The organism is Candidatus Nitrosopumilus sp., assembly GCF_965223225.1.
Lineage (GTDB): Archaea > Thermoproteota > Nitrososphaeria > Nitrososphaerales > Nitrosopumilaceae > Nitrosopumilus.
Map to the genome: position 1 here is coordinate 1,051,555 of NZ_CBDCVU010000004.1, position 23,944 is coordinate 1,075,498.

Annotated in this window: 27 protein-coding genes; 10 read left to right on the forward strand and 17 right to left on the reverse strand. The window is 36.9% G+C overall.

Annotation, left to right across the window (positions count from 1 at the left end):
* Positions 1-14: 14 nt before the first annotated feature.
* The 4 genes from carA to ACOQN3_RS06835 all read right to left on the reverse strand — a co-directional run bounded on the left by carA (position 15) and on the right by ACOQN3_RS06835 (position 3,517).
* The gene (gene carA, locus ACOQN3_RS06820) at positions 15-1,172 is read right to left on the reverse strand and encodes a glutamine-hydrolyzing carbamoyl-phosphate synthase small subunit (RefSeq protein WP_420546609.1); all 1,158 of its coding nucleotides are present in this window, start codon (positions 1,170-1,172) and stop codon (positions 15-17) included.
* 87 nt (positions 1,173-1,259) lie between these two features.
* Positions 1,260-2,453 (reverse strand): AAA family ATPase, encoded by a 1,194-nt coding sequence (locus ACOQN3_RS06825; RefSeq protein WP_420545731.1) that lies wholly within the window; start codon positions 2,451-2,453, stop codon positions 1,260-1,262.
* A 9-nt stretch (positions 2,454-2,462) separates the two neighbouring features.
* A complete protein-coding gene (locus ACOQN3_RS06830) occupies positions 2,463-2,954 on the reverse strand; it encodes a hypothetical protein (RefSeq protein WP_420545732.1) in 492 nt (163 codons plus the stop codon).
* Positions 2,951-3,517 carry a hypothetical protein gene (locus ACOQN3_RS06835; protein ID WP_420545733.1) on the reverse strand — a complete coding sequence of 189 codons (567 nt, stop codon included), beginning with the start codon at positions 3,515-3,517 and terminating at the stop codon, positions 2,951-2,953. Before ACOQN3_RS06835 ends, ACOQN3_RS06830 begins: the two co-directional genes overlap by 4 nt.
* Before the next feature lie 160 nt (positions 3,518-3,677).
* On the opposite strand from ACOQN3_RS06835, the gene ACOQN3_RS06840 reads away from it, so the two are divergent.
* From ACOQN3_RS06840 to ACOQN3_RS06860, 5 genes are all read left to right on the forward strand, one after another.
* Entirely contained in the window at positions 3,678-4,841 is a 1,164-nt protein-coding gene (locus ACOQN3_RS06840) for a TrmB family transcriptional regulator (protein WP_420545734.1), read from the forward strand.
* Between the two features lie 241 nt (positions 4,842-5,082).
* On the forward strand, positions 5,083-5,226 hold the full coding sequence (locus tag ACOQN3_RS06845; RefSeq protein ID WP_420545735.1) for a hypothetical protein: 144 nt from the start codon (positions 5,083-5,085) through the stop codon (positions 5,224-5,226).
* Between the two features lie 465 nt (positions 5,227-5,691).
* Positions 5,692-6,147 (forward strand): RidA family protein, encoded by a 456-nt coding sequence (locus tag ACOQN3_RS06850; protein ID WP_420546610.1) that lies wholly within the window; start codon positions 5,692-5,694, stop codon positions 6,145-6,147.
* A 447-nt stretch (positions 6,148-6,594) separates the two neighbouring features.
* Positions 6,595-7,437, forward strand: coding sequence for a PEFG-CTERM sorting domain-containing protein (locus ACOQN3_RS06855; RefSeq protein WP_420545736.1), 843 nt, complete (start codon positions 6,595-6,597; stop codon positions 7,435-7,437).
* A 34-nt stretch (positions 7,438-7,471) separates the two neighbouring features.
* Complete coding sequence (locus tag ACOQN3_RS06860; protein WP_420545737.1) at positions 7,472-7,840, forward strand: PPOX class F420-dependent oxidoreductase; 369 nt, start codon at positions 7,472-7,474, stop codon at positions 7,838-7,840.
* Positions 7,841-7,907: 67 nt separating this feature from the next.
* Here ACOQN3_RS06860 and ACOQN3_RS06865 read toward each other — a convergent pair whose 3' ends face one another.
* On the reverse strand, positions 7,908-8,411 hold the full coding sequence (locus tag ACOQN3_RS06865) for a hypothetical protein (protein WP_420545738.1): 504 nt from the start codon (positions 8,409-8,411) through the stop codon (positions 7,908-7,910).
* Between the two features lie 431 nt (positions 8,412-8,842).
* On the opposite strand from ACOQN3_RS06865, the gene ACOQN3_RS06870 reads away from it, so the two are divergent.
* The 3 genes from ACOQN3_RS06870 to ACOQN3_RS06880 all read left to right on the forward strand — a co-directional run bounded on the left by ACOQN3_RS06870 (position 8,843) and on the right by ACOQN3_RS06880 (position 11,673).
* Positions 8,843-9,304 (forward strand): hypothetical protein, encoded by a 462-nt coding sequence (locus tag ACOQN3_RS06870; protein ID WP_420545739.1) that lies wholly within the window; start codon positions 8,843-8,845, stop codon positions 9,302-9,304.
* A gap of 33 nt (positions 9,305-9,337) precedes the next feature.
* A complete protein-coding gene (locus tag ACOQN3_RS06875) occupies positions 9,338-10,726 on the forward strand; it encodes a cryptochrome/photolyase family protein (RefSeq protein ID WP_420545740.1) in 1,389 nt (462 codons plus the stop codon).
* A 239-nt stretch (positions 10,727-10,965) separates the two neighbouring features.
* Positions 10,966-11,673: a metallophosphoesterase gene (locus ACOQN3_RS06880; RefSeq protein ID WP_420545741.1), complete on the forward strand. Its 708-nt coding sequence runs from the start codon at positions 10,966-10,968 to the stop codon at positions 11,671-11,673.
* A gap of 143 nt (positions 11,674-11,816) precedes the next feature.
* Here ACOQN3_RS06880 and ACOQN3_RS06885 read toward each other — a convergent pair whose 3' ends face one another.
* From ACOQN3_RS06885 to ACOQN3_RS06920, 8 genes are all read right to left on the reverse strand, one after another.
* Entirely contained in the window at positions 11,817-12,914 is a 1,098-nt protein-coding gene (locus ACOQN3_RS06885) for a metal ABC transporter permease (RefSeq protein ID WP_420545742.1), read from the reverse strand.
* 6 nt (positions 12,915-12,920) lie between these two features.
* Positions 12,921-13,871: a metal ABC transporter permease gene (locus ACOQN3_RS06890; RefSeq protein WP_420545743.1), complete on the reverse strand. Its 951-nt coding sequence runs from the start codon at positions 13,869-13,871 to the stop codon at positions 12,921-12,923.
* A 23-nt stretch (positions 13,872-13,894) separates the two neighbouring features.
* Positions 13,895-14,665 (reverse strand): metal ABC transporter ATP-binding protein, encoded by a 771-nt coding sequence (locus ACOQN3_RS06895; protein WP_420545744.1) that lies wholly within the window; start codon positions 14,663-14,665, stop codon positions 13,895-13,897.
* Positions 14,662-15,645 carry a metal ABC transporter solute-binding protein, Zn/Mn family gene (locus tag ACOQN3_RS06900; RefSeq protein WP_420545745.1) on the reverse strand — a complete coding sequence of 328 codons (984 nt, stop codon included), beginning with the start codon at positions 15,643-15,645 and terminating at the stop codon, positions 14,662-14,664. Before ACOQN3_RS06900 ends, ACOQN3_RS06895 begins: the two co-directional genes overlap by 4 nt.
* Positions 15,646-15,741: 96 nt before the next feature.
* Positions 15,742-16,230 carry a metal-dependent transcriptional regulator gene (locus tag ACOQN3_RS06905; RefSeq protein WP_420545746.1) on the reverse strand — a complete coding sequence of 163 codons (489 nt, stop codon included), beginning with the start codon at positions 16,228-16,230 and terminating at the stop codon, positions 15,742-15,744.
* Between the two features lie 203 nt (positions 16,231-16,433).
* The gene (locus ACOQN3_RS06910; RefSeq protein ID WP_420545747.1) at positions 16,434-17,288 is read right to left on the reverse strand and encodes a metal ABC transporter permease; all 855 of its coding nucleotides are present in this window, start codon (positions 17,286-17,288) and stop codon (positions 16,434-16,436) included.
* 20 nt (positions 17,289-17,308) lie between these two features.
* Positions 17,309-18,112: a metal ABC transporter ATP-binding protein gene (locus ACOQN3_RS06915; protein ID WP_420545748.1), complete on the reverse strand. Its 804-nt coding sequence runs from the start codon at positions 18,110-18,112 to the stop codon at positions 17,309-17,311.
* Positions 18,109-19,401, reverse strand: coding sequence for a metal ABC transporter solute-binding protein, Zn/Mn family (locus tag ACOQN3_RS06920; protein ID WP_420545749.1), 1,293 nt, complete (start codon positions 19,399-19,401; stop codon positions 18,109-18,111). The genes ACOQN3_RS06915 and ACOQN3_RS06920 overlap by 4 nt, the downstream gene beginning before the upstream one ends.
* A gap of 164 nt (positions 19,402-19,565) precedes the next feature.
* Between ACOQN3_RS06920 and ACOQN3_RS06925 the strand changes: the two genes are divergently transcribed.
* Complete coding sequence (locus ACOQN3_RS06925; protein WP_420545750.1) at positions 19,566-19,949, forward strand: CopG family ribbon-helix-helix protein; 384 nt, start codon at positions 19,566-19,568, stop codon at positions 19,947-19,949.
* A gap of 101 nt (positions 19,950-20,050) precedes the next feature.
* On the opposite strand, the gene ACOQN3_RS06930 is transcribed toward ACOQN3_RS06925, so the two are convergent.
* The 4 genes from ACOQN3_RS06930 to ACOQN3_RS06945 form a co-directional block, all read right to left on the reverse strand.
* Entirely contained in the window at positions 20,051-20,251 is a 201-nt protein-coding gene (locus ACOQN3_RS06930) for a hypothetical protein (protein ID WP_420545751.1), read from the reverse strand.
* A gap of 121 nt (positions 20,252-20,372) precedes the next feature.
* Entirely contained in the window at positions 20,373-20,777 is a 405-nt protein-coding gene (locus tag ACOQN3_RS06935) for a PAC2 family protein (RefSeq protein WP_420545752.1), read from the reverse strand.
* A gap of 113 nt (positions 20,778-20,890) precedes the next feature.
* The gene (locus ACOQN3_RS06940; RefSeq protein WP_420545753.1) at positions 20,891-21,265 is read right to left on the reverse strand and encodes a DUF6659 family protein; all 375 of its coding nucleotides are present in this window, start codon (positions 21,263-21,265) and stop codon (positions 20,891-20,893) included.
* Between the two features lie 311 nt (positions 21,266-21,576).
* Positions 21,577-22,014 (reverse strand): hypothetical protein, encoded by a 438-nt coding sequence (locus tag ACOQN3_RS06945; protein ID WP_420545754.1) that lies wholly within the window; start codon positions 22,012-22,014, stop codon positions 21,577-21,579.
* A 239-nt stretch (positions 22,015-22,253) separates the two neighbouring features.
* Here ACOQN3_RS06945 and ACOQN3_RS06950 point away from each other — a divergent pair, with 239 nt between their 5' ends.
* Positions 22,254-23,918: an acetolactate synthase large subunit gene (locus ACOQN3_RS06950; RefSeq protein WP_420545755.1), complete on the forward strand. Its 1,665-nt coding sequence runs from the start codon at positions 22,254-22,256 to the stop codon at positions 23,916-23,918.
* Positions 23,919-23,944: the final 26 nt, after the last annotated feature.

Sequence of the window (23,944 nt, forward strand, 5' to 3'; positions counted from 1 at the left end):
TTTTGTTTAACGACTCATTCTTTGGCAGATGTTCCTTCCTCCATAAGGTGCTTTAGCTCTTCAAAGACGAACTTGCAATCATAAGGGCCAGGTGCAGCTTCAGGATGAAACTGTACTGCGACACAGTTTTGTTTTTTGTGTTTTATACCTTCGACTGTTTTGTCGTCTGCATTTGTAAACCATAAATTAAACTCAGATTTTTCAAGGGATTCTGGACTTATTCCATATCCATGATTCTGACTTGTAACATAAACTTGATTATTATCTAAATTAACACAAGGTTTGTTTTGTCCTCGATGTCCGTACTTTAACTTGTATGTGGAAGTGTTTCCTGCAATTCCAATTATTTGAGCACCAAGGCAAATTCCCAAAGTAGGAACATTGTTTGCAATTAGTTTTTTTGCAGTGTCTACTGTTTCAGGACAATTCTTTGGATCACCTGGACCATTACTTATCACGACACCTTTTGGATCAAACGACATTACTTTTTCATATGGAGTATTCCATGGAACCCGAATCACCTTGTATCCAATATCACGAATATTTCTTAGAATAGCGTTTTTTGTGCCAGTGTCAATTACTACCACAGATTTTTCATCTTGGCCGTAAACCTGTTCTTGTTTTGTAGATACCACATCCATGAATTGCTCAGAATTATAGTGAGGCGCATTTGCAAGCTGCTCTTTTACTGCCTCTACATCAATTTCAGAATCAGATACGACAAGAGCTGCCATCATCACACCACTTGTTCGTAATTTTTTTGTCAATTCACGAGTATCAATGCCTGAGATTCCAGGTATTTTTTCATTGTATAGCCATTCATCTAAAGTCATAGACAAGTTCCAATGACTGGCAGTAAGAGACAGTTCATGTACAACCAATCCTCGTGCCTGGATTCTGTCAGATTCAAAGAATTTTGGGATATTATCATCATCTTTAATTGAAGGATCTGGAACTCCGTAATTTCCAACCAATGGATAAGTTAGCGTAAGTATCTGGCCACTATAGGACGGATCAGTAAGTGTTTCAGTATATCCCACCATACCAGTGTTAAAGACAATTTCACCAAAAACAGTGGTAGAATAACCAAAGCCTTCTCCATCTAAAACAGTACCATCATCAAAAACTAGCTTTCCTTGCTTTCTTGCGTGGCTTGATTTCTTTGTAGTAATTGTGACCCTCGTTGAGTCCGCGTTATTGTGAATTTAAGTTTTGTGCGCAGTAAAGAGAATAATTTTGTGATCGCATCAAATGAAAACTCAGAGAGCTTGAAACTCTTCACTCCATTTGTGATATGCACGAATCATCTCAAGTGAAACACTAGGTTTTCTTCTTGCCATTATCTCTTTAAAGTCTGCAGTTGTTAGATCGCGTGGTTGGATTGGTTCTTCACCTTCAACTGGTTCGTGATAATCAGGTGAATTGAAGATCTCATGTACTGTTTTGATCTGTGCTGCTTGACAGATATCCTTGATGTCACTTGCACTATAACCATCAAATAATTTTGCCAATTCAGTTGGGTTTACCTTGTAGTCTTTTCTCAGTGGTGCAGTATACTGCTCAAAGAGATTTTCTCTTGCCTCTTGTGTTGGCAATGAAACATAGATTCTCTTTTGGAATCTTCTAAGAAACGGCCAATCAAGGCTCCATGGCTTGTTTGTTGCACCAATAACATAAAGCATCAAGTCCTTTCCTTTACCGTTGACACCGTCCATCTCAGTGAGAAATTGATTCTTTGTTCTTACTTCTCCTCCGACCTCACTGTTTCGGGAACCCAACAAAGAATCTACTTCATCTACAAACAAAATTACTGGTTTGCCTTCCTTTTCTGCATATTGTCTTGCCATGTCAAAGAGTTTGGAGACATTTTTTTCTGCCTCACCTAGCCATTTGCTCATCATGGAAGATGCATCTACATTAATGAAATAACCATCCATTTCGTTTGCAGTGGCTGCTGCAAGCATTGTTTTTCCGGTTCCAGGAGGACCATAAAGTAACATGCCTTTTGGCCAACCAAGAGGGAACAAATCAGGTCGCTTTGTAGGATAAACAATGGATTCTCGTAGTGCACTTTTTGCATCTTCTAAGCCTATTACTTGCTCCCAGGTAACATCAGGTTTTTCCTTCATTACCAGTTCTTCAAAGTCATTTTCGTTTTCTTGGCGTTTTACAGAGGCCTTTTGTTCCGCTTCAGAAGCTTTGGGGTCAACTGCAGGTTCTACTCCGTGTGCCTGTTGCAAAGCGTTAATTCGATTATGATAAGAGTTGCATCTTTCTTTGTAAATTGGATTTAGTTTGCTATTTGGATAGAGTTGGAGTAATTTTACCAGGGAATCTATTGCATGCTGATAGTGGGTGATTGCCATTCCACGAGCTCCTTGGGAGTCAAACTTGATAGCTTCAGAAGCATATTTGCTTGCAGTGTTCTCTAATTCTTGGGGGGCCATACTCATTTTAATTACCTACGCAATATCCCCTTGAGAATTTTGTTGGTATCCTGTAGTGTTAATCTCTATAACAGATTTGGTTAAATTAATTGCACCAGTCTCTGCAGCAGTATATTCTGGTCCATCATTAAAGTTTTTTTTAAAATCAGATCTATCTGAGATATTAGTATGCATTTCCTTTACCTTATTGATAGAGTCCTCAGCAGACAGAATTAATTCAGATACCTCATCGTCTAAACCATTCAGAGAGGTTGCAGTGTCAGAAATCACAGAGACAAAATATTTCAAGATAGATTGCATCTCCTTGTTTTCTGAATGCTTATGAAGTAAAAAATCGGCAATTCCTACAATCTTATCTAAATCTTGCAGTTCTTCTGCCGAAAGCTTGTCTAAATTTACCTCACTAGGACATTTTGCTTGGGACAGTTTTTTGTCAAGTTTTGAGGAAATCGTGCTGATAAAATCGATATCCATTGAGAAATTTCTCTTAGGTGAAAGCAAGGTCATGCAAATCTCCCTTTAAGAAAATCAACATTAGGATACTGCTTGTATAATTTAGAGTCTGCAATCAATTTTGCTTCATCAAATAAAGATGACCACTCGTTGCTAGAATGACAAAAGTCAAAGCTAGCCTTGGTGAGAATTGCAGAATCAAGCACAATGCTACCTAGTTGGACTGATATTTCAGAAAGTTTGGCGCTGCAGGCAGGAAGAATATCAAATAGTTTGGCGCTAATTGTTCGAATTACAGGGATTGTAGATGGTAGAATCTCAATAATGCTGTGGACGTTGTGTATGTTGTGAATTTTTTTTTGCACCTCAAGGACCACAAGCAAGGAAAAAGAGACCTTTTGTTCGATCTCAAGCAACAAAGCAGTGCGAGGATTATCAGGACCCAAGTCATCAATTTCTTCCCTATTAACGTCATGGATTTTAGCCAGATCAGTTTGAATTATTGTAACTGCCTCATCTAGCATATTAGCAGAATACTCCAGTCTTGGGCTCAGAGAAACAGAGCCCGAGATGGTCTCAGTAAATTCGGGTTTGTGCTCATATTTTGTAACTAACATGTTCTATTTGTAAATTGGAATTTTGTATTTGAGGGCAATGTAACGGCTAATTTAGTAACCACAGTGACACCGACTGGCAGATACAATTTTGATTTTTTTTGAGTACTTGTGTAAAGGAATTTAGCTCTCAATTTTACCTAATAACAAATCAAGTAAGTTCATGGTAAACGAACACTCATTGACAGTAAGTTTAGAGGAATTTGGGTTAAGCAAATATGAAGCACAGGCATATGTGGCACTCATTTCAAAGGGAACGATATCTGCAGGTGAGCTTGCATATTATTCAGAAATACCAAGAACAAAGATTTACCCAACACTGCTAAAGTTAGAAAACAAAAAGCTGGTAATAATTTCTAAAAGCAAACCAATAATGTGTACAGCCGTTGCACCTGAGGATGCATTTGACGGGATAATTCATGAGCAGATAAACAAGGTAAATGCAATGAATACCCTAGTATCAAATCTTAAAAAAGCAAGCGAGGAAAGCAGAAAGACCAGAGGATCAGAAGAGAAGAGGTATTTTCACATCAGTGCAAACAACGTGCTAACACAGCTGCAGACGATGATTGAAGGCTCCAAGTCATCATTGAAAATTATGACAGACCAATGGGGATTTGGATTGCTCGGAGAATGCAAGAATCAACTGGTGTCAGTGGTTAGACGAAATCTAGATGTGAAACTACTTGTAGGATCAGGACATATTTGCTCTGAAATTTACAGGAAGATTCCAGATGGAGTAGAGATAAGATCCTCAGAAATCACTCAGAACTGCTTTATCTTTGATGACACAGAGCTGCTTCTCATAAACAACGAAAATGGCAAGGGGGCAATCTTTTCATCAACTGACATTTTGGGCGCAAATCAAGAGAAAATATTTTCACAGGTATGGAAAAATGCAATAAAGACAAAGGCACTTGCAGACATGACAAAGGTAGAAGCTCAAGAAATTTACAAAATAATCAAAACAGTAAATGAGACAGGACTGCCACACATGCTAAACTCGGTAATGGTTTCAAAAAAATTCACAGGAGCAGACATGTTCAAGCTATTAGAAAAAAACGGAATTTCATTGAAAACAAAATCAATCGACGACATTATAGAGATTATCGATGCAGTGATGCAAATTACCTGTTCAGGTCATGCCAACTTTGAGGCAAACACGAAAAACATCACAGTAGAATCAAAGCTAAACAGCGGGCATTCACTTCCATGGGTTTCAGTACTGGATGGTTGTCTTCAAAAACAAGGATACAAAACAAGAACAGTCTACCAAAACAATTCAGGCAAGGGCGAAAAAGTTCACATCAAGATAAGCAAGAACTAGTTTTCATATTCGCAACAACTAGCACCAACCCTGAGAACTGTAATTTTGTATTTTTTCTCTAAACTATGTATTTAGTCAACAATATCGTATGATTGGTTTAGTAGTTTTTCAAAAAATAGAACTTAACAAGACAGTACCAAACGTATCTAAAGAAAATATTTTTTTAAAAATCACGCATCAACTGATTAAGAGAAGGAATCAAGAAACAAGTATAAAAGTATGAAATCATTAATTTAATCACATGGCAAGAAGAGTCACCATTGTAATGGATGAAGATATCATAAAAAAACTGCATGAAAGGCAAGCAAGACAGATCAAAGAATCTGCAAAATCAATAAGCTTCTCCAGTGTTGTGAATGAAGCAATTAGAAAACAAATCAAATAATCCAATGAATTGCTATTCAAGATGATACTGCATCTTGAATAGCAATTCATTGTTCGTAGTGAGAATTACTACTCTACCTCAATTTCCACAATTGTTTGGGCGTCATAATAATCTGAGAATTTATCTCCAGGGCGTTTCCCCTTTTTCATTATCTCCTGGTATTTTTGTATAAAATCTTCAGCCTTTTGTCTGGTTGAAAATATTCTGATGGTTCCATCAATATAACCATCATTTCCATGATATCCATCAACTACGACATAACAGATGTTACCAGATTTTAATTTGATTTCCCCATAGGAAAAAATGACAGAATCAAGAATTAAATCTAATCATAATGTTGTAGGAAAGTAACAGATCTAGTAATTGTAAATTGATTTAGAGTCATTATCATTTGTGTCAGTTTCTTCATCATCCAAAAAAGAAGGATTGATAAAACTAAAATCAACCAAAAAATACAGAAAACCTGTGATAGAAGAAAAACTAGAACAACTAGGAATAAAACTTCCAAACCCACCAACTCCTGCAGGCTCGTATGTTCCTGCAATAAGGACCGGAAACTTACTTTTCATATCAGGCCAAATTCCAATGGAAGATGGAAAAGTAGTCTACAAAGGCAAGGTATCTAATGACAATATCGATACTGCCTTGAAATCAGCCAAAATGTGTGCAATCAACATCTTGGCTCAGATAAAAAGAGAGATTGGCAGCTTGGACAAAGTCACGCAGATTGTAAAGGTTTCAGGATTTGTGAATTCTGTGCCAGACTTTGCACAACAACCAAAAATCATCAATCCAGCATCAAATCTGTTCTTTGAAGTATTCGGAGAAAAGGGAAAACATGCAAGGGTGGCAGTAGGAGTAGCAAGTCTACCACTGGACTCAATGACTGAAATTGATGCAATAATAGAATTTTCAAATTAGGAAAAAATTTGGAAATTTTCTTAAATAGATTTTTTGACTAACTTTGCCTAATGGTTCAGATGTGCCGTGGTTTGTGTAGTCGACTAAAATCAACTAGTTTCACAAACAATCTAAGATATAAAATTGGTCAGAAATGGTGTTCGCTTTGCGCATTATTTTTCTTTACAGAAGAATACATATGCCCATGTTGCAAAACAAGACTGCGATCAAGACCAAGGAGTAAAAAATACGACTTGCCTAGAATGTAACCACAAAAGAGGGAATGTGATTGCCACTGTTGCTGTTCAATTTTTCAGATCGGTTGCCCTACTGCATATTGCCAGTTTTAGGTTCAGACAGGTCAAAAAGATAATTCAGCAGAGCAAGGAAATGATAAAACCAAAGCAGAAAAGATGGTCTTTGAATTAAAAAAATACTTAATATAGAATCAATACTTAGGAATTAAGGATGTTAACTAAGCTAATTGCAGTTTTGATCGTTTTATCATTTGCAACAACAACGGCATTTGCAGATCAAACGCTAGAAGTTAGTACAAATCAAAATGAGATAAAGGCATTGGACTCTGTAATGATTGTAGGAAAGATTACAGGAGTTTCTGAATACAAACCTGTCAGATTATCTGTAATGGCACCTGATGGAGCCATTGTGTACAAGCCATTTGTTCCAATCGGCGATAATGGAGAATTCAAGAGAGTTTTACAGCCAACACTTCCTAGTTTTATGGCTGGAACTTACACCATAACTGTAAGCCATGAAGATACAAAAATGACTGCCATGACGCAATTTACAGTAATAGGCCAAGAGATCCCAAGAAATAGTGTTCAAGTAGCACCAGGAATGGGCCAACCCTCATCAGGAATAGCAGCACAAGAACAAGAAAGGTCAAGCATAGTTCAAACAGGCATCACCATGACAGCCGATGCAATTGAAGGATCGGATACAATCAACATAACAGGAAACACCAACTCCAGAGGCACAGATGTGACACTAGTTGTCAGCTCACCAACTGGAAACGTAGTCACAGTAGCACAAGTAACCCCAGGACCAACAGGAAACTTTGACGTAGAAATCAAGGTAGGAGGAGCAATGTGGAAAGAAGATGGAATGTACACAATCACTGCAAATCAAGGAAGAGCATCTGAATATCAAAACTCCATAGAAGTTGAAATTAAGGAAGGAGTAGTAGTTCCTGAATTCGGAGCAATAGCAACATTGGTGTTAATGGTTTCAGTATTCGCAGTAGTCATCTTATCGGCAAGAACAAAGTTAGGAATCATGCCCAAATACTAGTTATATAATAAATCACAACACATATCAGGTTACAATGTCAATTTTAGATCAACTAGAGCCACAAAAATACATCTCAGTTGAAACATACAAGAAAAACAATGATGCAGTAAGAACACCAGTTTGGTTCGTAATCAAAGACAATCTTGTTTGTGTTGTCACGCGAGACCAAACAGGAAAAGTAAAGCGTCTCAAAAATAATCAAAAAGTAAAGATTGCCTCATGCAAGATAAAAGGAGAAATTACAGGAAAGTGGGTCAAAGGAACAGCAAAGATTCTTGGTGCAGAGGAGACTGCCGAAATTGTCAAACTAAGAGACAAGAAGTACGGATTTTTCTCAAAGGTTGCAAGATTTCTCACCAAGGGAAAAGGCAAATTGCTGGCTTTTTCAATAAAGTTAGAATAAATAAATCAGAAAATTAATCAGATATTTTATTTTTAATTTTATGTTTAAAATTTGAGTTTATTTTCTATTACTTGTTATCGTCAATGTTTTTTTTATACAATTTAGTAAAGTAAACTCCAATGTTTACGGCTAAAACAAACAAAGTGGCTGCAATCACATGAGAGGTTATGGATGCCAAAAAGGGCTCTTGTCCCATGCTCAGAAACTGATAATGCAAAAGCCATCGAGATGAAAAATAAATAATTTCAGCTACACCTACAGAAGTCACAATCTTGAAAAAATCTTTTCGTATCTTCTTTTTATCTACAGCGCCTGTCTCTGTGATGTATTTTTCCTTGTTGTCTAAGTAATAGAGAATCCCAAATACCGCGTAGTATATGGCATAACTTACAATGATGGTAAGTGTGGCATTGAGGTACTCTGTTTGCCCCTTGAGTGATTGTGAAAAGAGTGCAGAGAGTACCATTGCCGAAGCAATTGATACAACTAGATTGCGGTTTAGTTTGGCATAATCTCTGTATTTATCAATTGTGGATTTTATCCTAAATTGCATATTTTTTCCAAAGTTCATCTTAATTCAACCACTCCAATACATCACCTGTGAGAACATTCAACATGCTAGTTTTAGATTCAGCCTTGAATGGTAAAAATTGATCACATGTCATGAGTGATTCATTTATGCCTAATCTATATAGAACTTTTTCAAATGAAACAAATCCCAACCCTAAAACGGAGTTTAAATTTTCAGTTAATTCCCAAGATAGCCAAATAGAGGCATACAGTCGATAAACTAGCACAATATTATTTTCGAAATAATATCCAAATACGGGTTCCAACAAAAATTCCAACTGCTGATGCAATTAACAATGGAACCAGAAATTGACCGTCATCCATCAACATTAGTAAGCATTTTTACTATTAAATTACAAACAAAGAGATTTCAAATTACCACTATGAAGATTTTTTTTGTTTTTTAATATAATATAATTACAATCACAATTTGTGAGGAACGAGTTATTTATCATAGTGGTTTTTTCATTTTTGTTTACTCCATCTTCTGTATTTGCGTCATGGCACTGGTCAAGTCCCTACGAAATTTGCGGAACAGAAGTAATCAAAAAGGGAGAAAAATGCGAACTGCACGAGAATGAAAAATCAAAAAGCAATACAAACAAATCAACAGAGAAATCAACAGATGCTCAAAGTGAAATACCCCAATGGATTCATGACACAACAAAAGAATGGTCTGAGAACACAATAGATGATGAATCATTTGTTGCAGGGATACATTATTTGATAAAAATAGGGATCATAGACATTCCTGAGACTAAACAAGATTCCGAAACATCCTTTGAGATCCCTCAATGGGCCGAGAATAATGCAAGATGGTGGACAGAAGGACTAATTGACGATGAATCATTTGTTTTAGCAATTCAGCATATTATCAAAGAAGGACAAAAGTAATTTGAGATAAAAAATTAATCCAAGGCAATAAAAATGAAAGAATATCAAAAATCATTATTTCTATTCAGAAGGGATCTCAGAATAACAGACAATACAGGATTGATAGAATCCTGCAGAAGATCAGTTCAGAGCATTCCTTGTTTTGTTTTGGATCCTAGGATATTAAAAAACCAAAATTTAGAAATTCCAAGTTTTCGACTACAGTTTTTACATGATTGTATCAAGGACCTTCATAAACAATTAGAAAATAGAAAATCATCTCTTCATATTTTTTCAGGATATCCAGAAAAAATCATTACAAACTTGATTGGATCTTTGAAAATCAATGCAGTTTTTGTGAATACTGATTATTCACCTTTTAGTAAAAAACGCGATAACAGAATCAAAAAGGTTTGCAAAGAATACAAAGTTGATTTCATCTCAACAAATGACCTGCTCTTACATGATGTAGATGAGATAAAGACGATAAAAGGAGAGCCATACAAAATTTTTACATCGTTTTTCTCAAAAGCAAAGGAATTACCTGTTAGGAACCCGCAAAATTTTCAATTCCCCAATCTCTCAAATCAAAAAATAAAATCAGAAATTCCTGCAGACAAGCTTAAAACATATTTTGGAAAATCATCCCCAAATCTACTTTTCAGAGGAGGAAGAGATTCATGCATGTCTTTGTTGGACAATCTGCATAATCTAAAAAATTATGACAATGACAGAAACTATCCTTCAATAAAAGGTACCTCTATGCTATCGGCTCACAATAAGTTTGGAACATGCTCCATTCGAGAAATTTATCACAAGATTTTACAAGATTTAGGACCAACGCACACCCTAATTGCGCAAATCCATTGGAGAGATTTTTTTACTTACATAATGCATCATTTTCAATACAGTTTTTCGCAAGAATTTAATCAGAAATATCGAAAAATCCCTTGGAGTAAGAACAAAGATGCCTTTTCAAAATGGTGTCAAGGCAAAACAGGATTCCCAATTGTAGATGCAGGGATGAGAGAATTGAACAGGACAGGTTTTATGCACAATAGATTACGCATGATTGTAGCATCTTTTTTGACAAAAGACTTGCATATTGATTGGAGGTTGGGAGAACGGTACTTTGCATCAAAATTAATTGATTATGATCCTAGCATAAATGTTGGAAATTGGCAATGGGCAGCATCTACTGGTTGTGATGCACAACCATGGTTTAGGATATTCAATCCATGGTTGCAACAAGAAAAATTTGATCCGGATTGCATTTACATAAAAAAATGGATCCCCGAACTTGAAGAGACTTCTTGTAAAGAGATTCAGAAATCAAACATCAATCATCCAAAGAATAAATTTGACTATCCTAAACCCATGATAAATCACAAGACAGAGTCATTACATTCCAAAGAAATCTTTAAAAAAATATCAATAAAATAATAGAAAATACTTTTTGAGAAGTTACAGTTTGCCTTTGTAATCGTAGACGGTTATCCGATATAGAAAAATTTGAACAAATATTAAAATTTGAAAAGATAGCAGGTAGAAGCATAATTGGATCTAGTTTTCTCTGATATTCATGCAGATATTTCGGCATTAGACACCATCATCAACCTTACCACATCTTCTCAATTCACAAAAAAATACGGAGAGTTTTCCGAGTCATCAATCTAGGGGATTTGTTAGAAAGAGGCACCAGTCCAAAAGAGGTCCTAGAAAAAATGAAAGAACTGTCAGAAAACTACAAAATGATCTCAGTTATGGGAAACCATGATGAGTCAATTGTTCACGGGAAGAATCTGGACGGAAGCTCATTTGAAAGCATAGCTATGCATCGTGCACTGCAAGAAAAAGAATTAGAGTTTTTTACAAAGAACAAAGATGGGACATTTGGCAATCAAGAAGAAATAGACAAAAAATATGGATTGGTTTGTGTTCATGGAGGCCCATTGGATCCAAAAAAAATTCTTCCAGAAAACCCTCAAAATGAATGGCTTTACCAAAAAACATGGCAGAGATTGTCAGATGAGGAAGAATTTTTCAGCCATTATGGATATCACTATAGTGCAACATCTGCATTCTCTGAGACAAAAACAAAAACCAAAAATCCAATAATTCTGTGCGGACACCAGCACATGGAGACTGCACTTTCATACAACAATGACAAAGTACAGGACATACTCTCAGAAACCAAGGTTCAAACTGAGAAATTAGGAGATTATACTATTGAGAGAAAAGAGATCCCAATAGAACCAGAGACCAGTTATCTTGTAAGACTAGGTCTTGGAGGACCATCTGGATATTATGGAACAGGAGAGGCAATACCTCATTTTGGAATAATCCAAAATGACCAAAAAAAGATAATACTTTTTGGAATATACAACTAAAACAAACATAGAGAATCTAATAACTTGAAATTACCATCTTATCTCTCAAATTAGTACAGGATCTTCGCATCAAGTCAGAAACCAATACATTTGAGACAGAAATTAATTGGTTTTTCTACATCAGGATGCATATCTGAAATAAATCAGCGAATCGCATATTGTTTTACTTTTTTTTGTCCACTTTCAGTCAGAAGTAAACTTTCTTGCTTGTCTTTTTTTACAAATTTTTTCTCTATAGAGAATTCACAAATCTTTTTTGTATATTGGGTTGTCCAATCCAAAGCATCAGCCATTTTTGAAGAACTCACCTTATGACCTAATTTGATTTCCTCATCCAGATGAGTCAACATGATACCAACATCTATTTCAAATCGTTGTTTGGATATGCGTCGCCATCTGCTTATCAGTCCTCTGTTTGGTGCAAATACCCAGATCAAACCAAAAATAACTCCCGCCATTGTTGCCATCGAGCCTGCTATTGATACATCAGCTAAAATTGCAAATAGATAGCCGGCAACAGCACTGGCAATTCCCAAAGCAACTGACAACGGGATCATCCTAGACAGTCTATCAGTAATCAAATAGGCACCAGCTGCTGGAACTATGAAAAATGCAATGACCAAGATAGCGCCAACAGATTCAAAGGCAACTACAGCTGTTGTCGCCACCATTATCATTAGCAAGTAATGAATCAATATTGGCATCAATCCAACACCTAATGCAAGCGATGCATCAAAGGTGCTAAGCTTTAATTCTTTGTATAAAATTGCAATAAAAGAAACATTTGCAATTGCCAATATCCCGAGAACCCAAAGGGATTTTGAACCAATGTTGACCTCATCAATATACAACGTATCAAACGGCACAAACTCAATTGAACCATACAAGACATGTTGTGAGTCAATGTGGACATTGCCGCCTTGTGTAACCATTATCACGCCAATAGCAAAAAGGAATGGAAAGACTATTCCAATTGAGCTGTCCTTCTTTAGTCTGCCTGTACGATATAGCAATTCAACGAGGGACACAGTAAGAATGCCAGACAACACTCCACCTATAATTACAGGAATAGGCTCTCGTCCTCCAACTGCAAAAACTGCAATAACTATTCCCAGCAACACGGCATGACTTATTGCATCAGACATCATTGCCATCTGTCTTAACACCAAAAATGCACCTAATGATGCACAGTTTGCTGCAACCAATATCGCAGTACCAATAATGATCAGATCACTTGACATATCTTCTCAACTCCTCAAATCTTGTTTGTCTGAGGGGGTACTGATTTTCTCAGACTTGTTTTGGTGTTGTCGCTTTTTTTGAAAATGCTGAAAGAGATATCCCTGTTTAGGAGAAAATAGCAAAGAAATGCCCAATATGGCAGTAATGGTAATGACAATAACAGGTCCTGTTGACATGCCCTCTGTTGTGCTGCTTATCATAGAGCCAATAATTCCACTTGTACCGCCAAATATTGCAGATAGAATCAGCATCCCCTTAAGACTTGAAACCCATTGCCTAGCTGCAGCTGCAGGAGCTATTAGCATTGCAACCATTAGGACCACACCAACAGTATGCAATCCAATGACAACTGCCACAACTATTACAGATGTCAATAGTGCGCCAAGATATTTGGTTGGAAAGCCCAAACTCTGACCAAATGCACTATCAAATGTTGCAATTTTGAATTCCTTGAAAAATACTATCAGAACTACAAAACACCCAGCAGCTAAAATTCCAAGGTTTATCACATCAGACTCTATCAAGGCAGCTGCCTGCCCGAAGAGGAATCGGTCCAACCCACCTTGACTTGCCCCACCAGTACTTTGCAAATAGGTAAGAAGAACAACCCCCAATCCAAAAAACACTGAAAGAGTTATCCCAAGTGCAGCATCTTGTTTTATTCTTGTTGTGCTTGTAATTGCCAATGTCACAATCCCACCAAACCACGCAAATACTGCAGCGCCCAACATTAACAACAAAGAATCTTTTGTTCCAGCAAAAAGATATGCAATTCCAATTCCAGGTAAAGCAGCATGAGATAAGGCATCCCCAAACAAGCTCTGTTTTCTCAAAACAGTAAAGCATCCTAGTGCACCACTGGTTATTCCCAAGATAGCAGAGCCAAGTGCCACATGGCGTAGTGTGTAATCAGTGAAAATTCCAAAGAAGATAGAAAAGAATTCTTCAAGAACCATTTTGACATCAGTTCTGTTTGTTGTCAGATAGACATCCGAGGGCTTTCTTGGTATGTCCTATCCAGATTGTCCTTGGTAAACACTTGCTTTATTGGACCTGTAGCAACCAAACTTCGATTTAGCATCACAACCCAGTCAAAATACTTGTCCACGGTTTGAAGATCATGGTGAACCATTACGATTGTTTTTCCTTCTTTTTTGAGATTCTCAAGAATTGAAAGTATCGTATCCTCTGTGACAGCATCAACTCCATTTAATGGCTCATCCATAAGATAGATCTGAGGATCCTGTGCCAATGCTCGTGCAACAAATACCCTTTGCTGCTGACCCCCTGACAACTGCCCAATCTGTCTGTCTGCATAATCTTCCAATCCTACCTGTGCCAGGCATTCTCTTGCCTTTTGTCTTGTTTGAGAATTAGGGCGACGCAACCATCCAAGTTTTCCATACAGGCCCATTTCCACAACATCTAGAGCATCGGTTGGAAAATCCCAGTCAACAGAGCCCCTCTGTGGAACATAGGCAACCTTACTTCTCTGCTTTGAGTAGGACTTGTCGTATACGCTTACCTTTCCTGCAGTAATAGGAACCAACCCCATTATCGCCTTGATCAAAGTAGATTTTCCCGCTCCGTTTGGGCCTACAATTGCAATCATTTTTCCTTCTGGAAAATCAACATCAACATTCCAAAGTGCAGGCTCTGTGCGATATGTAACTGAGAGATTTCGTATCCGAATTGGGCTTATTTTGTCGTCTTCAGACAAATTTCTTTTTTCAGACTTTTGCTCCATCATTTTAATGCCTCTGCAATTGTATCTACGTTATGGGTAAATGCGCCAATGTATGTTCCCTCATGAGTTTCTTTTTCACCTATTGCATCTGAAAACAATTCACCACCAATTACGACATCATGTCCTTTGTCTTGAACTGCTGCTTTGAGGGCCTCTATGGTCGCAGGAGAAATTGATGTCTCAACAAATATAGCTTTTATTTTTCGCTCAGTTATTTCATCAGCTAAATTCTGAATCTCCCTTATTCCTGCTTCACTGTCAGTACTCCAACCTTGTATTGCCATTTCTTCTAGACCATATGCATGACCAAAGTACTGAAATGCATCATGAGCAGTAACAAGAACTCGTTGTTCTCCTGGAATCAAATCCATCTTCTCTAGAGTATACTCATCAAGATTTTGTAATTGAATTAGAAATTTTTCAAGATTCGTATCATATGTTTGGGAATTTTCAGGATCGTATTGTTTCAATCCTGTTGCCACAACCTTGGCTGCATCCATCCACAGCTCTGCATCCCACCAAATATGAGGATCAAAATGACCAGCAGTATCCAAGCTAAGTAAGGAGCCCTCAGGAATATTTTCAGAGACTGCCCACACTGCAGTTCCTTCTCGTCCTATTTTGACAAAGACATCTCCCATCTTGCCTTCCAAATCAAGGCCATTGTAAAATACAATATCAGCATCCTGTAGTTTTTTCACATCACTTGCACTAGGACGATACAGGTGAGGATCGACTCCAGGACCCATCAATCCAGTTACCTCCACATTGTCACCTCCAATGTGTTCTACAAGATCTGTTATCACATTAGTTGTGGTAGTAACCACGACTTTCTTAGAAACATCTGTAGGATTCTCTACATTTGCCACATCCATTTCATTTGTATCATTACCATTTTGAATCAAACCAGCTGAGGAAATTCCAGCAATAATTGCCACAATTACAATACCTGCAATCAGAATGGATTTTTCCATATCCTTCATAAGGACATCGTACTTGGCTTATTTAAATTTAGCCTAGGCTAAATTTATTAGCCTTACGCAAAATCACAAAGAAGAGACAGATATTATTCATTTGAGCTAGAGGCTTGATTTTTGAAACTCTGAGACAAGGCCAGGTTTTGATTTTAGAAATAAGATGAATTTTTTTAGCTGTTTTGTGGTTTTTGGGTTTAAGTGATGTTCTATTCCCTCAACATCACGATTTGCTGTCGAGTTGTCGATTCCAAGCATCTCAAAGAATTCTAAGAGATCAGTGTGCTTTTTTCTTATTTCATTTGCAATATTTTTTCCTTGGGCAGTAAGACTCAGTCCATGGTATTTTGTGTACTCGATATACTTTGACTCGTCTAATCTGCGCAGCATCTTGGTAACACTTGGAGGACTTACATTCATGTAATTTGAGATATCCATAGGGATGGCATAGCCCTTTAATTCAATTAGTTCAGAGATCACCTCCAAATAATCTTCCATTCGGGATGTAAATTTTGAGTTTTCATGAACTCTGACTTTTTTTATTGATTCTAGCCTTTCTTCCTTTTTGCTAGGTTTTTTGTTTGTAGAGCTCATTGTTATGGTGTGATTTGATTAGATTTTTAATTTATCTTTCTAGCTTTTTGCAGGCATGATTTGAACATTCAATCGCCAAATGAGGATTTGTCATCATTAAACAGTTCTAGAATCTCCAGAACTGTTTGCAGGATTACTGATGAAAATGGCAAATCAGACCTACAAAGTAATACAATCTTGAAATAAAATGTAAAGACGATTATTTAGCTATTATGTGTTATTTCAGGCTGTTTTTTTATGTCCACCTTTGATATTAGTCCCGCAGATCTTGCAGCAAGCACGCCAATGAGAATTGCAACTGCAATCATAACTATCGTTCCAGAAGGTGCAACATTGTAGTAATAAGACAATAGGATTCCACTTACCACAGATATTACAGAAATTGACATGGATGTAATGACAGTTTTTTTGAAACCTTTGCCAAACATCATTGCAGAAATGTTTGGTATGACTATGAGTGCAGATATCAAAAGAATTCCAACAAGCCTCATAGATGTAACAACTGTTACAGATGCAAGTATAACAAATGCATAATTTAACACGGTAACTGGCAGTCCTGCAATTTTAGCCTGCTCCTCATTAAAGGTCAAATGAAGAAATTGTTTTTGCATAACCACTAGGGTAGCAATGATTCCAGCACTAATTCCAAGAATCATCACAGTGTCTTCATTGCTGATAAGCAAAATACTTCCAAACAAAAAGCTAAACAGATCAACTGAAAATCCTCCAGAAGAGCTTACCAAAATTACACCTATGGCCAGTCCTGAAACTAGCACTACTGCAACTGCGGCATCTCCAGATATCTTGGTACTCTGTCTGAGCTTTTGCAAACCCAATCCACCGAAAATAGATACGATAAATGCAGTCCACAAAGGAAACACTCCCAAAAACAAACCTACAGAGACTCCACCAAAAGCAACATGAGCTATTCCATCACCAAACAAAGAATAGCGTCTTAAGACAAGAAAGGTACCCATAAAGGAGCAAATTAAGGCAACTGCAATTCCTGCGATTAACGCCTTTTGTACAAAACCATAAGATAGTGCTTCAAGAACCATTTTTTCTGTTTCCCAAATTATTAATGCATATCATGATGATGCATGTGCATCTGCATGGATGATTCAGTATATGTTTTGAGAAGTTCCTTATCGGAGAAGAATTTTTCTTTTTCTCCATGGAAGAATAGTTTTTTGTTCATGCATGCAACCCTGTTTGCATATTTTGATATTGCATCAAGGTCATGAGATGACCAGACAATTGTAATGTTGTTTTCCTCATTAATTTTTTTTATTACATTATAGAATTTGGTTTGAGATTCCACATCCACGCTAGTTACCGGTTCATCAAGTATTAGCAGCAATGGATCCTTTACAAGAGACTTTGCAATGAAGACACGTTGCAATTCCCCTCCTGAAAGCTCGCCGATTCTTCTGTTTCTCAGCGATTCTAAACCCACAGTCTTTAGTGCTTCAGTTATTTTATCATTATTGTTTCCAATTTTCTTGTAGATTCGGTTCCAACAGCACCCACATTTCTGAATTAGTTTAGCACCTTTGACCAACTTTTTCTCCGATACTATCCCCATTGAAACAATATCATATACTGTTGCAGGGAAGTTTGGTTCAAATGCTACCTTTTGTGGAACATATCCAATAAGAGGTAACAATGAACGATATTTTGAGCCTTCAAATCCAAACAATTTGATTTTGCCAGAATATTGCTGCAGTCCCAAAATTGCTCTAAACAAGGTTGTCTTGCCTGCACCATTGGGTCCAACTATTCCTAACAAATCACCTTCATGAACATCAAAACTAATTTTGTCTACTGCCAAGTGGTTATTGTAACCAATACTAAGATCCTCTACCTCAAGCACACTAGTCATTGACATTCAAGGGCCACCTTCAGAGCATCTAAGTTTTGCTCCATCTTTTCTATGTAAGTTATGTTTTGTCCCACCTCGTCTTTTGTTAATGCCTCAATTGGACTAAACAGTAAAACTTCTGCTCCTGTTTCATCTGCAATGACTTGTGCAAGTCTTGGATCCACTAGATCTTCTGCGAAGATTACTTTGATGTCATTGTCTTTTACAAAATCGACAAAGGCTGCAATTTCTGCTGCAGAAGCCTCAGAATCAGGAGCCACGCCGCTAAGGGACATTATTTCAAGACCATACCTATCTCCAAGATACGTAAACGCATTGTGAAAGGGCACAAAAGTATCCTTGTTACACGAAGACAAAGATGACTTAATTTTGACATCTAGCGCATCAAGTTTCTCATTGTACTTCATGGCGTTTTCTTCATAATGTTCTTTGTTTTGAGGATCTGCTTGAATCAATCCATCTCGAATGTTGTTTATTTGTTCTTTTACCAATATGGGGTCTAGCCAAATGTGAGGATCAAACTCAAAATCATGATCATGTCCGTGTCCATCATACTCCCCTTCTGTCACATCATGATCACTTTCTTCAATCTCTAAAATAAGACGGTGTATCTCTTCAATTCCATCTTCAAGAGTTGTATGTCCCTCATCTATTTTGTGTAATACGGCTTCAATACTTTTCATTGTTTCATTACCATGATCATGTCCATCTCCTTCATGTTCATGTAGAACCTCTTCTATCTGTTCAAGGGTCTGAGATTCACTCATATGACCATATTCAAATTCTTCTATGGTTTCTTCTATTGCTTCGACAAATTCTTCTGCATGTCCATGTTCATTATGTTCTTCGTCAAATTTTTTTAAATCAATGCCATCTGAAACACTTACAAACAAAACATTGTCAAATTCTCCAGAATTAATTATGGTTTCAACATAGGGTTCCATACCCAATCCATTGTATACAAAAACATCTGAATCCTTCAATGATTGAATCTCCTGAGCTCTTGGTTCCCAATCATGAGCCTCAATTCCAGATGGCAAATATTGTTCCACTATTGCAGAATGCCCTGCCACATTTCTTGTAAATTCATAGTATGGATAAAACGATGCCAACACTCTTGGTTTATCATTATCAAGTATAGTAGCCTTATTTTCATTTGTGTCATCAACCAAACTTTTCACAACTTCTTGATCATTTGATGTTCCAAACAACATGGATGCTACAGCTGCAATCACTATAACTACAACAATTCCACCTCCAATCACAGCAATAGACGAATTCTTATTCATGTCGAATCTTTCTCCTACAGATTATTATTATTAACATTAAAATATAAACTTAATAAAAAATCTCATGAGTTTTTTTATTGTTAATAATTGGACAGGCTGGATATTACTGAAAATTATTAAAAATTGATACTAGATTTAAATAATAATTAATAATCACAAAAACAATGCCCATCGTTTCAATTTCTCTAAATGATGAGATACTAAAAGAGCTTGACAAACTGCAAGGATCAATGGGATTCACAGGAAGATCAGAAATCATACGTGCAGGAATCAGAACCTTTGTGCAGGAAGAAAAACAAAAGAGTGATCTAAAAGGAAAACAAAATGCAGTACTTATTGTGGTTCATGCAGATGAATACGACGACCAAGTTGCAAGAATAAAACATGATTATGAGGATTTGATTAGGACTCACTTACATAACAAGATAGACGGGGACAGATGTATGGAAATGTTTTTTCTAGATGGAGATTCCAAAAAGATACAGTCCATAACCAAAGGCTTTCTAACAGATAGGAAAATGGACACAGTAAAGTTAGTGGCATTGTAGTTTTTGTTTTTGGTATAATGTCATTGCCGAGAGAAAATAGTGACAATATCAGAAACTAATGGTATACCACGTGGAAATCCATCTGAATTTACTTAAAAAAATCATCCCACTCCTGGTGGTGGGGGCATCGATGCAGGCCTTCCAGCAAAACTCTCATAATATTTCCTAGTTTCCTCTATTACTTTCTCATTTTCGTTGCTTATCTTTTCTAACTTCTCTTCAAATTTTTCAGTTTCCACCTTGACATGAAGTATGTCTGCAAGTGTGTTGATTGATTTTATTATTGCGTCATCATCAGGCATCTTCATCCTGCATGTAGTGTATAGTACAATGCATGCAACTTGGATTTTCTTATTGCAGAAATAACGCTTGCGTCGGCACCAAGAATTGTTGCACCGGGAATTGTGGGAAGTTTGTATTGATCTAAAAGAGGTCTTGAAATATCGTTAACTGTAAGGTCATATGATTTGGTTCATCTTTGTGGTCTTTGTCCACCTCCAGCCCACGTGGAATGATTATTTTTTTTTTGATGCCATTGTCTTTTGCAAACTCTATTGATTTTACAACTAGGTCATATGTGGAAATTGGGCTCAAAGGGATTCCAGATAAAATTGCATACAATTTGTCCTTGTTGTATATTCGAATCGGTCCATAGACATCCCCATCTTTAATCACATATGATGGAGAAATCTCTGCAAATTCAAGCTCTCCGACATCTTTCATTTGCAACTGGGAAACAAGATAGGATATGGCAAAGGAGCCCACCAGCCCCACGCTGGGAAATGCCACTATTAGCACTTTTTCATCAGGAGTTTCATCGGAGCTCATGGATTACAATTTGAATGGAAGAATAAATCATTTTAACTTGGTTTTTGACCTGAAGTTGACAGGGTTGTAGAAAGTTATCATTCAACACTATACGGATTAGAGTGAGGATAGTTTCAAAATTCATATAACGTCATTATCTTATTGGCAGTTTTGTCAATGTCTACGTGTGGTTCTGCCGATATGAGCAAGACATGATCATTTAGGACAGGAAATGTCATCATGACAACTGCATCTCTTCTTGATGCTGCATATCTGACTGGTCCCAAGTTATCATCAAAATCCTGTCTAGTTCTTACTCTTAACACTGCCTCCATGAACATCTTTTTTCTCTCCACTTCATCCTTTAATGGCTCGATTCCCTTCTTGAATCCTCCAACGACTAAATTTCCCATTGGATCTAACAGACCTGCAAAACGAATGTCATTTTCTTCTAATAGATTACTGCATTTTTGTGCAAAGATGTCATAAAGAGATTTTTGTTCTGACATATAACATACTAGAATTTTTCAAAATATAATAAGAGAGTCAGATTCTCAATTCTGGCAGGATGTCTTGGATAATCAGTAAAATTTGTTATTTCAAAGCATATCTGATTTATGAAATTCTTATGCCCAGCATAGTAAAAATGAAAACTGGCAGGAATTTCCTTCAATGGCTATAAAGAGAAAAGCTGCTCATTTTCAAAAAATATTCATTTTTATGATTAATAAAGATTCAAGAAGCAAACAACTCATTCAGGCTAAAAACTTTGGAATACTAAGCACATAAAAAATAAAAAAACCTGATCGAAGTAAAAAAGTTATCTTTTCCTGACTTTTCTTCTTGCTGCTCTACTGTATGCGGCTTTTGTGACCAGTGTGCCTTTTCTAGCAGGTTTTTTGGATAGTGTTCTCGGACCTTTGCCACTTAATGTGACAGTTCTCCTTGCTGCTCTACTGTATGCGGCTTTTGTAATTGCTTTTCCCTTTTTAGCTGCTACTGTTTTCCTTGGTTTTGGTTTGTTTTTGGATGCAGTCGTAACGGTTCTTTTAGCTGCACGGCTCCATGCTGGTTTTGATGTCTTTGTTCTTTTTGCAGCTGTCTTTTTTGTAGATGTGCTGCGTTTTTTAGCTGCTAACGTTCTCTTTCTTTTGGCAGCTGCTTTTGCCTGGGCTTCTGCCTTTAGTTTCTCATTTCGTTTTCTTGTACGGGCAGTTTTTTTTGCAGCTTCACTGCGTTTAGCTTTTGAAATTGCCATTGAGTATTTAGAATGATCAATGTCTTTAAAGGTTGACAAATAAATTAATTTGATAAGCTGTAAAACAAAAAAACTCTGTCAAACTAGACACGTAAACTATGATTTGAATTGTTTTTCAATCAGAACCATGTAACAGCAAATCAATTTACCTGAAAGACAAATCATTTTCTAAAAGATCAAAAGTCCATATTTTTGCTTGCATGCAAATCACTATATCTGTCTAACAGGTGTGTGAATCCATGAAAGCATCTGATTTGTTTGTAAAATGTTTAGAAAATGAACATGTTGAATATATTTTTGGTCTACCTGGAGAAGAAAATGCAGACTTGATGATGTCATTGGGAAAATCTAAAATTAAGTTTATTCTGACAAGGCATGAACAGTCGGCAGCATTCATGGCAGATGTATATGGGAGGCTGACAGGAAAACCAGGAGTTTGCTTAGCTACTCTTGGTCCTGGAGCAACAAATCTTACAACAGGGATTGCAAATGCAAACATGGACCGGTCAAGAGTTGTAGCGATCACTGCACAAGCTCAAACCAACGCTCTTCACAAGGAATCTCACCAAAACATGGATGTTATGGCCATGTTCAGACCCATAACAAAATGGAGTTGGTCATTTAGGACATCAGACAGTATTCCTGAGATTACTAGGAAGGCATTCAAGATTGCGACTGAAGAGAAACCGGGAGCAACCCATATTGAGATACCTGTAGATATAATGAAGCAAACATCAAGAAAAATGCCTGTACCTATACAAAAACTGTATAGATTTCATCCTAGTAACCAATTGGTAAAACAGGCAATCAAAATGATACTCGATGCGAAAAAACCTCTAGTGCTGATAGGCAATGGATGCATAAGAGAGGACGCAGTAGAAGCAGTAAGAAAATTCGTTACCAAGTCAGGGATTTGCTCGATTAACACTTTCATGGGAAAGGGAACAGTATCGGATGATCATGACCGGCATTTGCAAACTGTCGGAATAAGAGACGCAGATTATGCTCAAAAGGCAATAAAAAACACAGACATGGTAATCACAATAGGATATGACTTGGTAGAATACAGCCCACAATCATGGAACCCTGAACTTGACAAAAAAATTATTCATATTGATTTTACTTCTGCTGAAACCGATGAATACTACCCTACAGACATGGAGTTAATTGGAGATATTGAATTGACAATAGACTCACTTCTCAGACAATTAGAAATTGCCAAACAGAAAAATCCTTCCTTGGACTGTTATCCATGTCACAAGATTCCTGAAATATTTGCAGAAATCAGACGTGAGATTGTCAAGCGAATCACACAATTTGATACCGACTTGGCATATCCGATAAAACCTGAAAAGATCATAGGCGATGTCAGGAAAGTAATGTCAAATGATGATGTGGTCATCTCCGATGTAGGTGTGCACAAATTATGGATTGCAAAGATGTATCAGACATATTTGCCAAATACCTGCATTATCCCAAATGGTTTTGCAGCAATGGGTTTTTCGATTCCAGGTGCAATTGCAGCCCAGATGGTGCATCCAGATAAAACAGTGATTGCAATGTGTGGTGATGGTTCTTTTCTGATGAACGTACATGAGATAGAAACCGCAGTCAGATTAAAGCTGCCAATAATCATCGTAGTGTGGTGTGATGCAGAATATGGACTCATATCTCTAAAACAAGAAGATGAGTTTGGAAAGAAGGTTTTTACAGACTTTACCAATCCTGATTTTGTAAAACTGGCAGAAAGCTTCAATGCTACAGGTTTTTTTGTGAATTCAACTGAAAAGCTATCTGAGGCACTTCAAAAGGCAAAGTTACACAAAGACAGGCCGACAATTATTGCAGTACCTGTAGATTATTCTAGAAACGAAACATTGCTGAATGATAAAGATCGAGACTAAACAAGAAGTCAACGTACACAAAACCA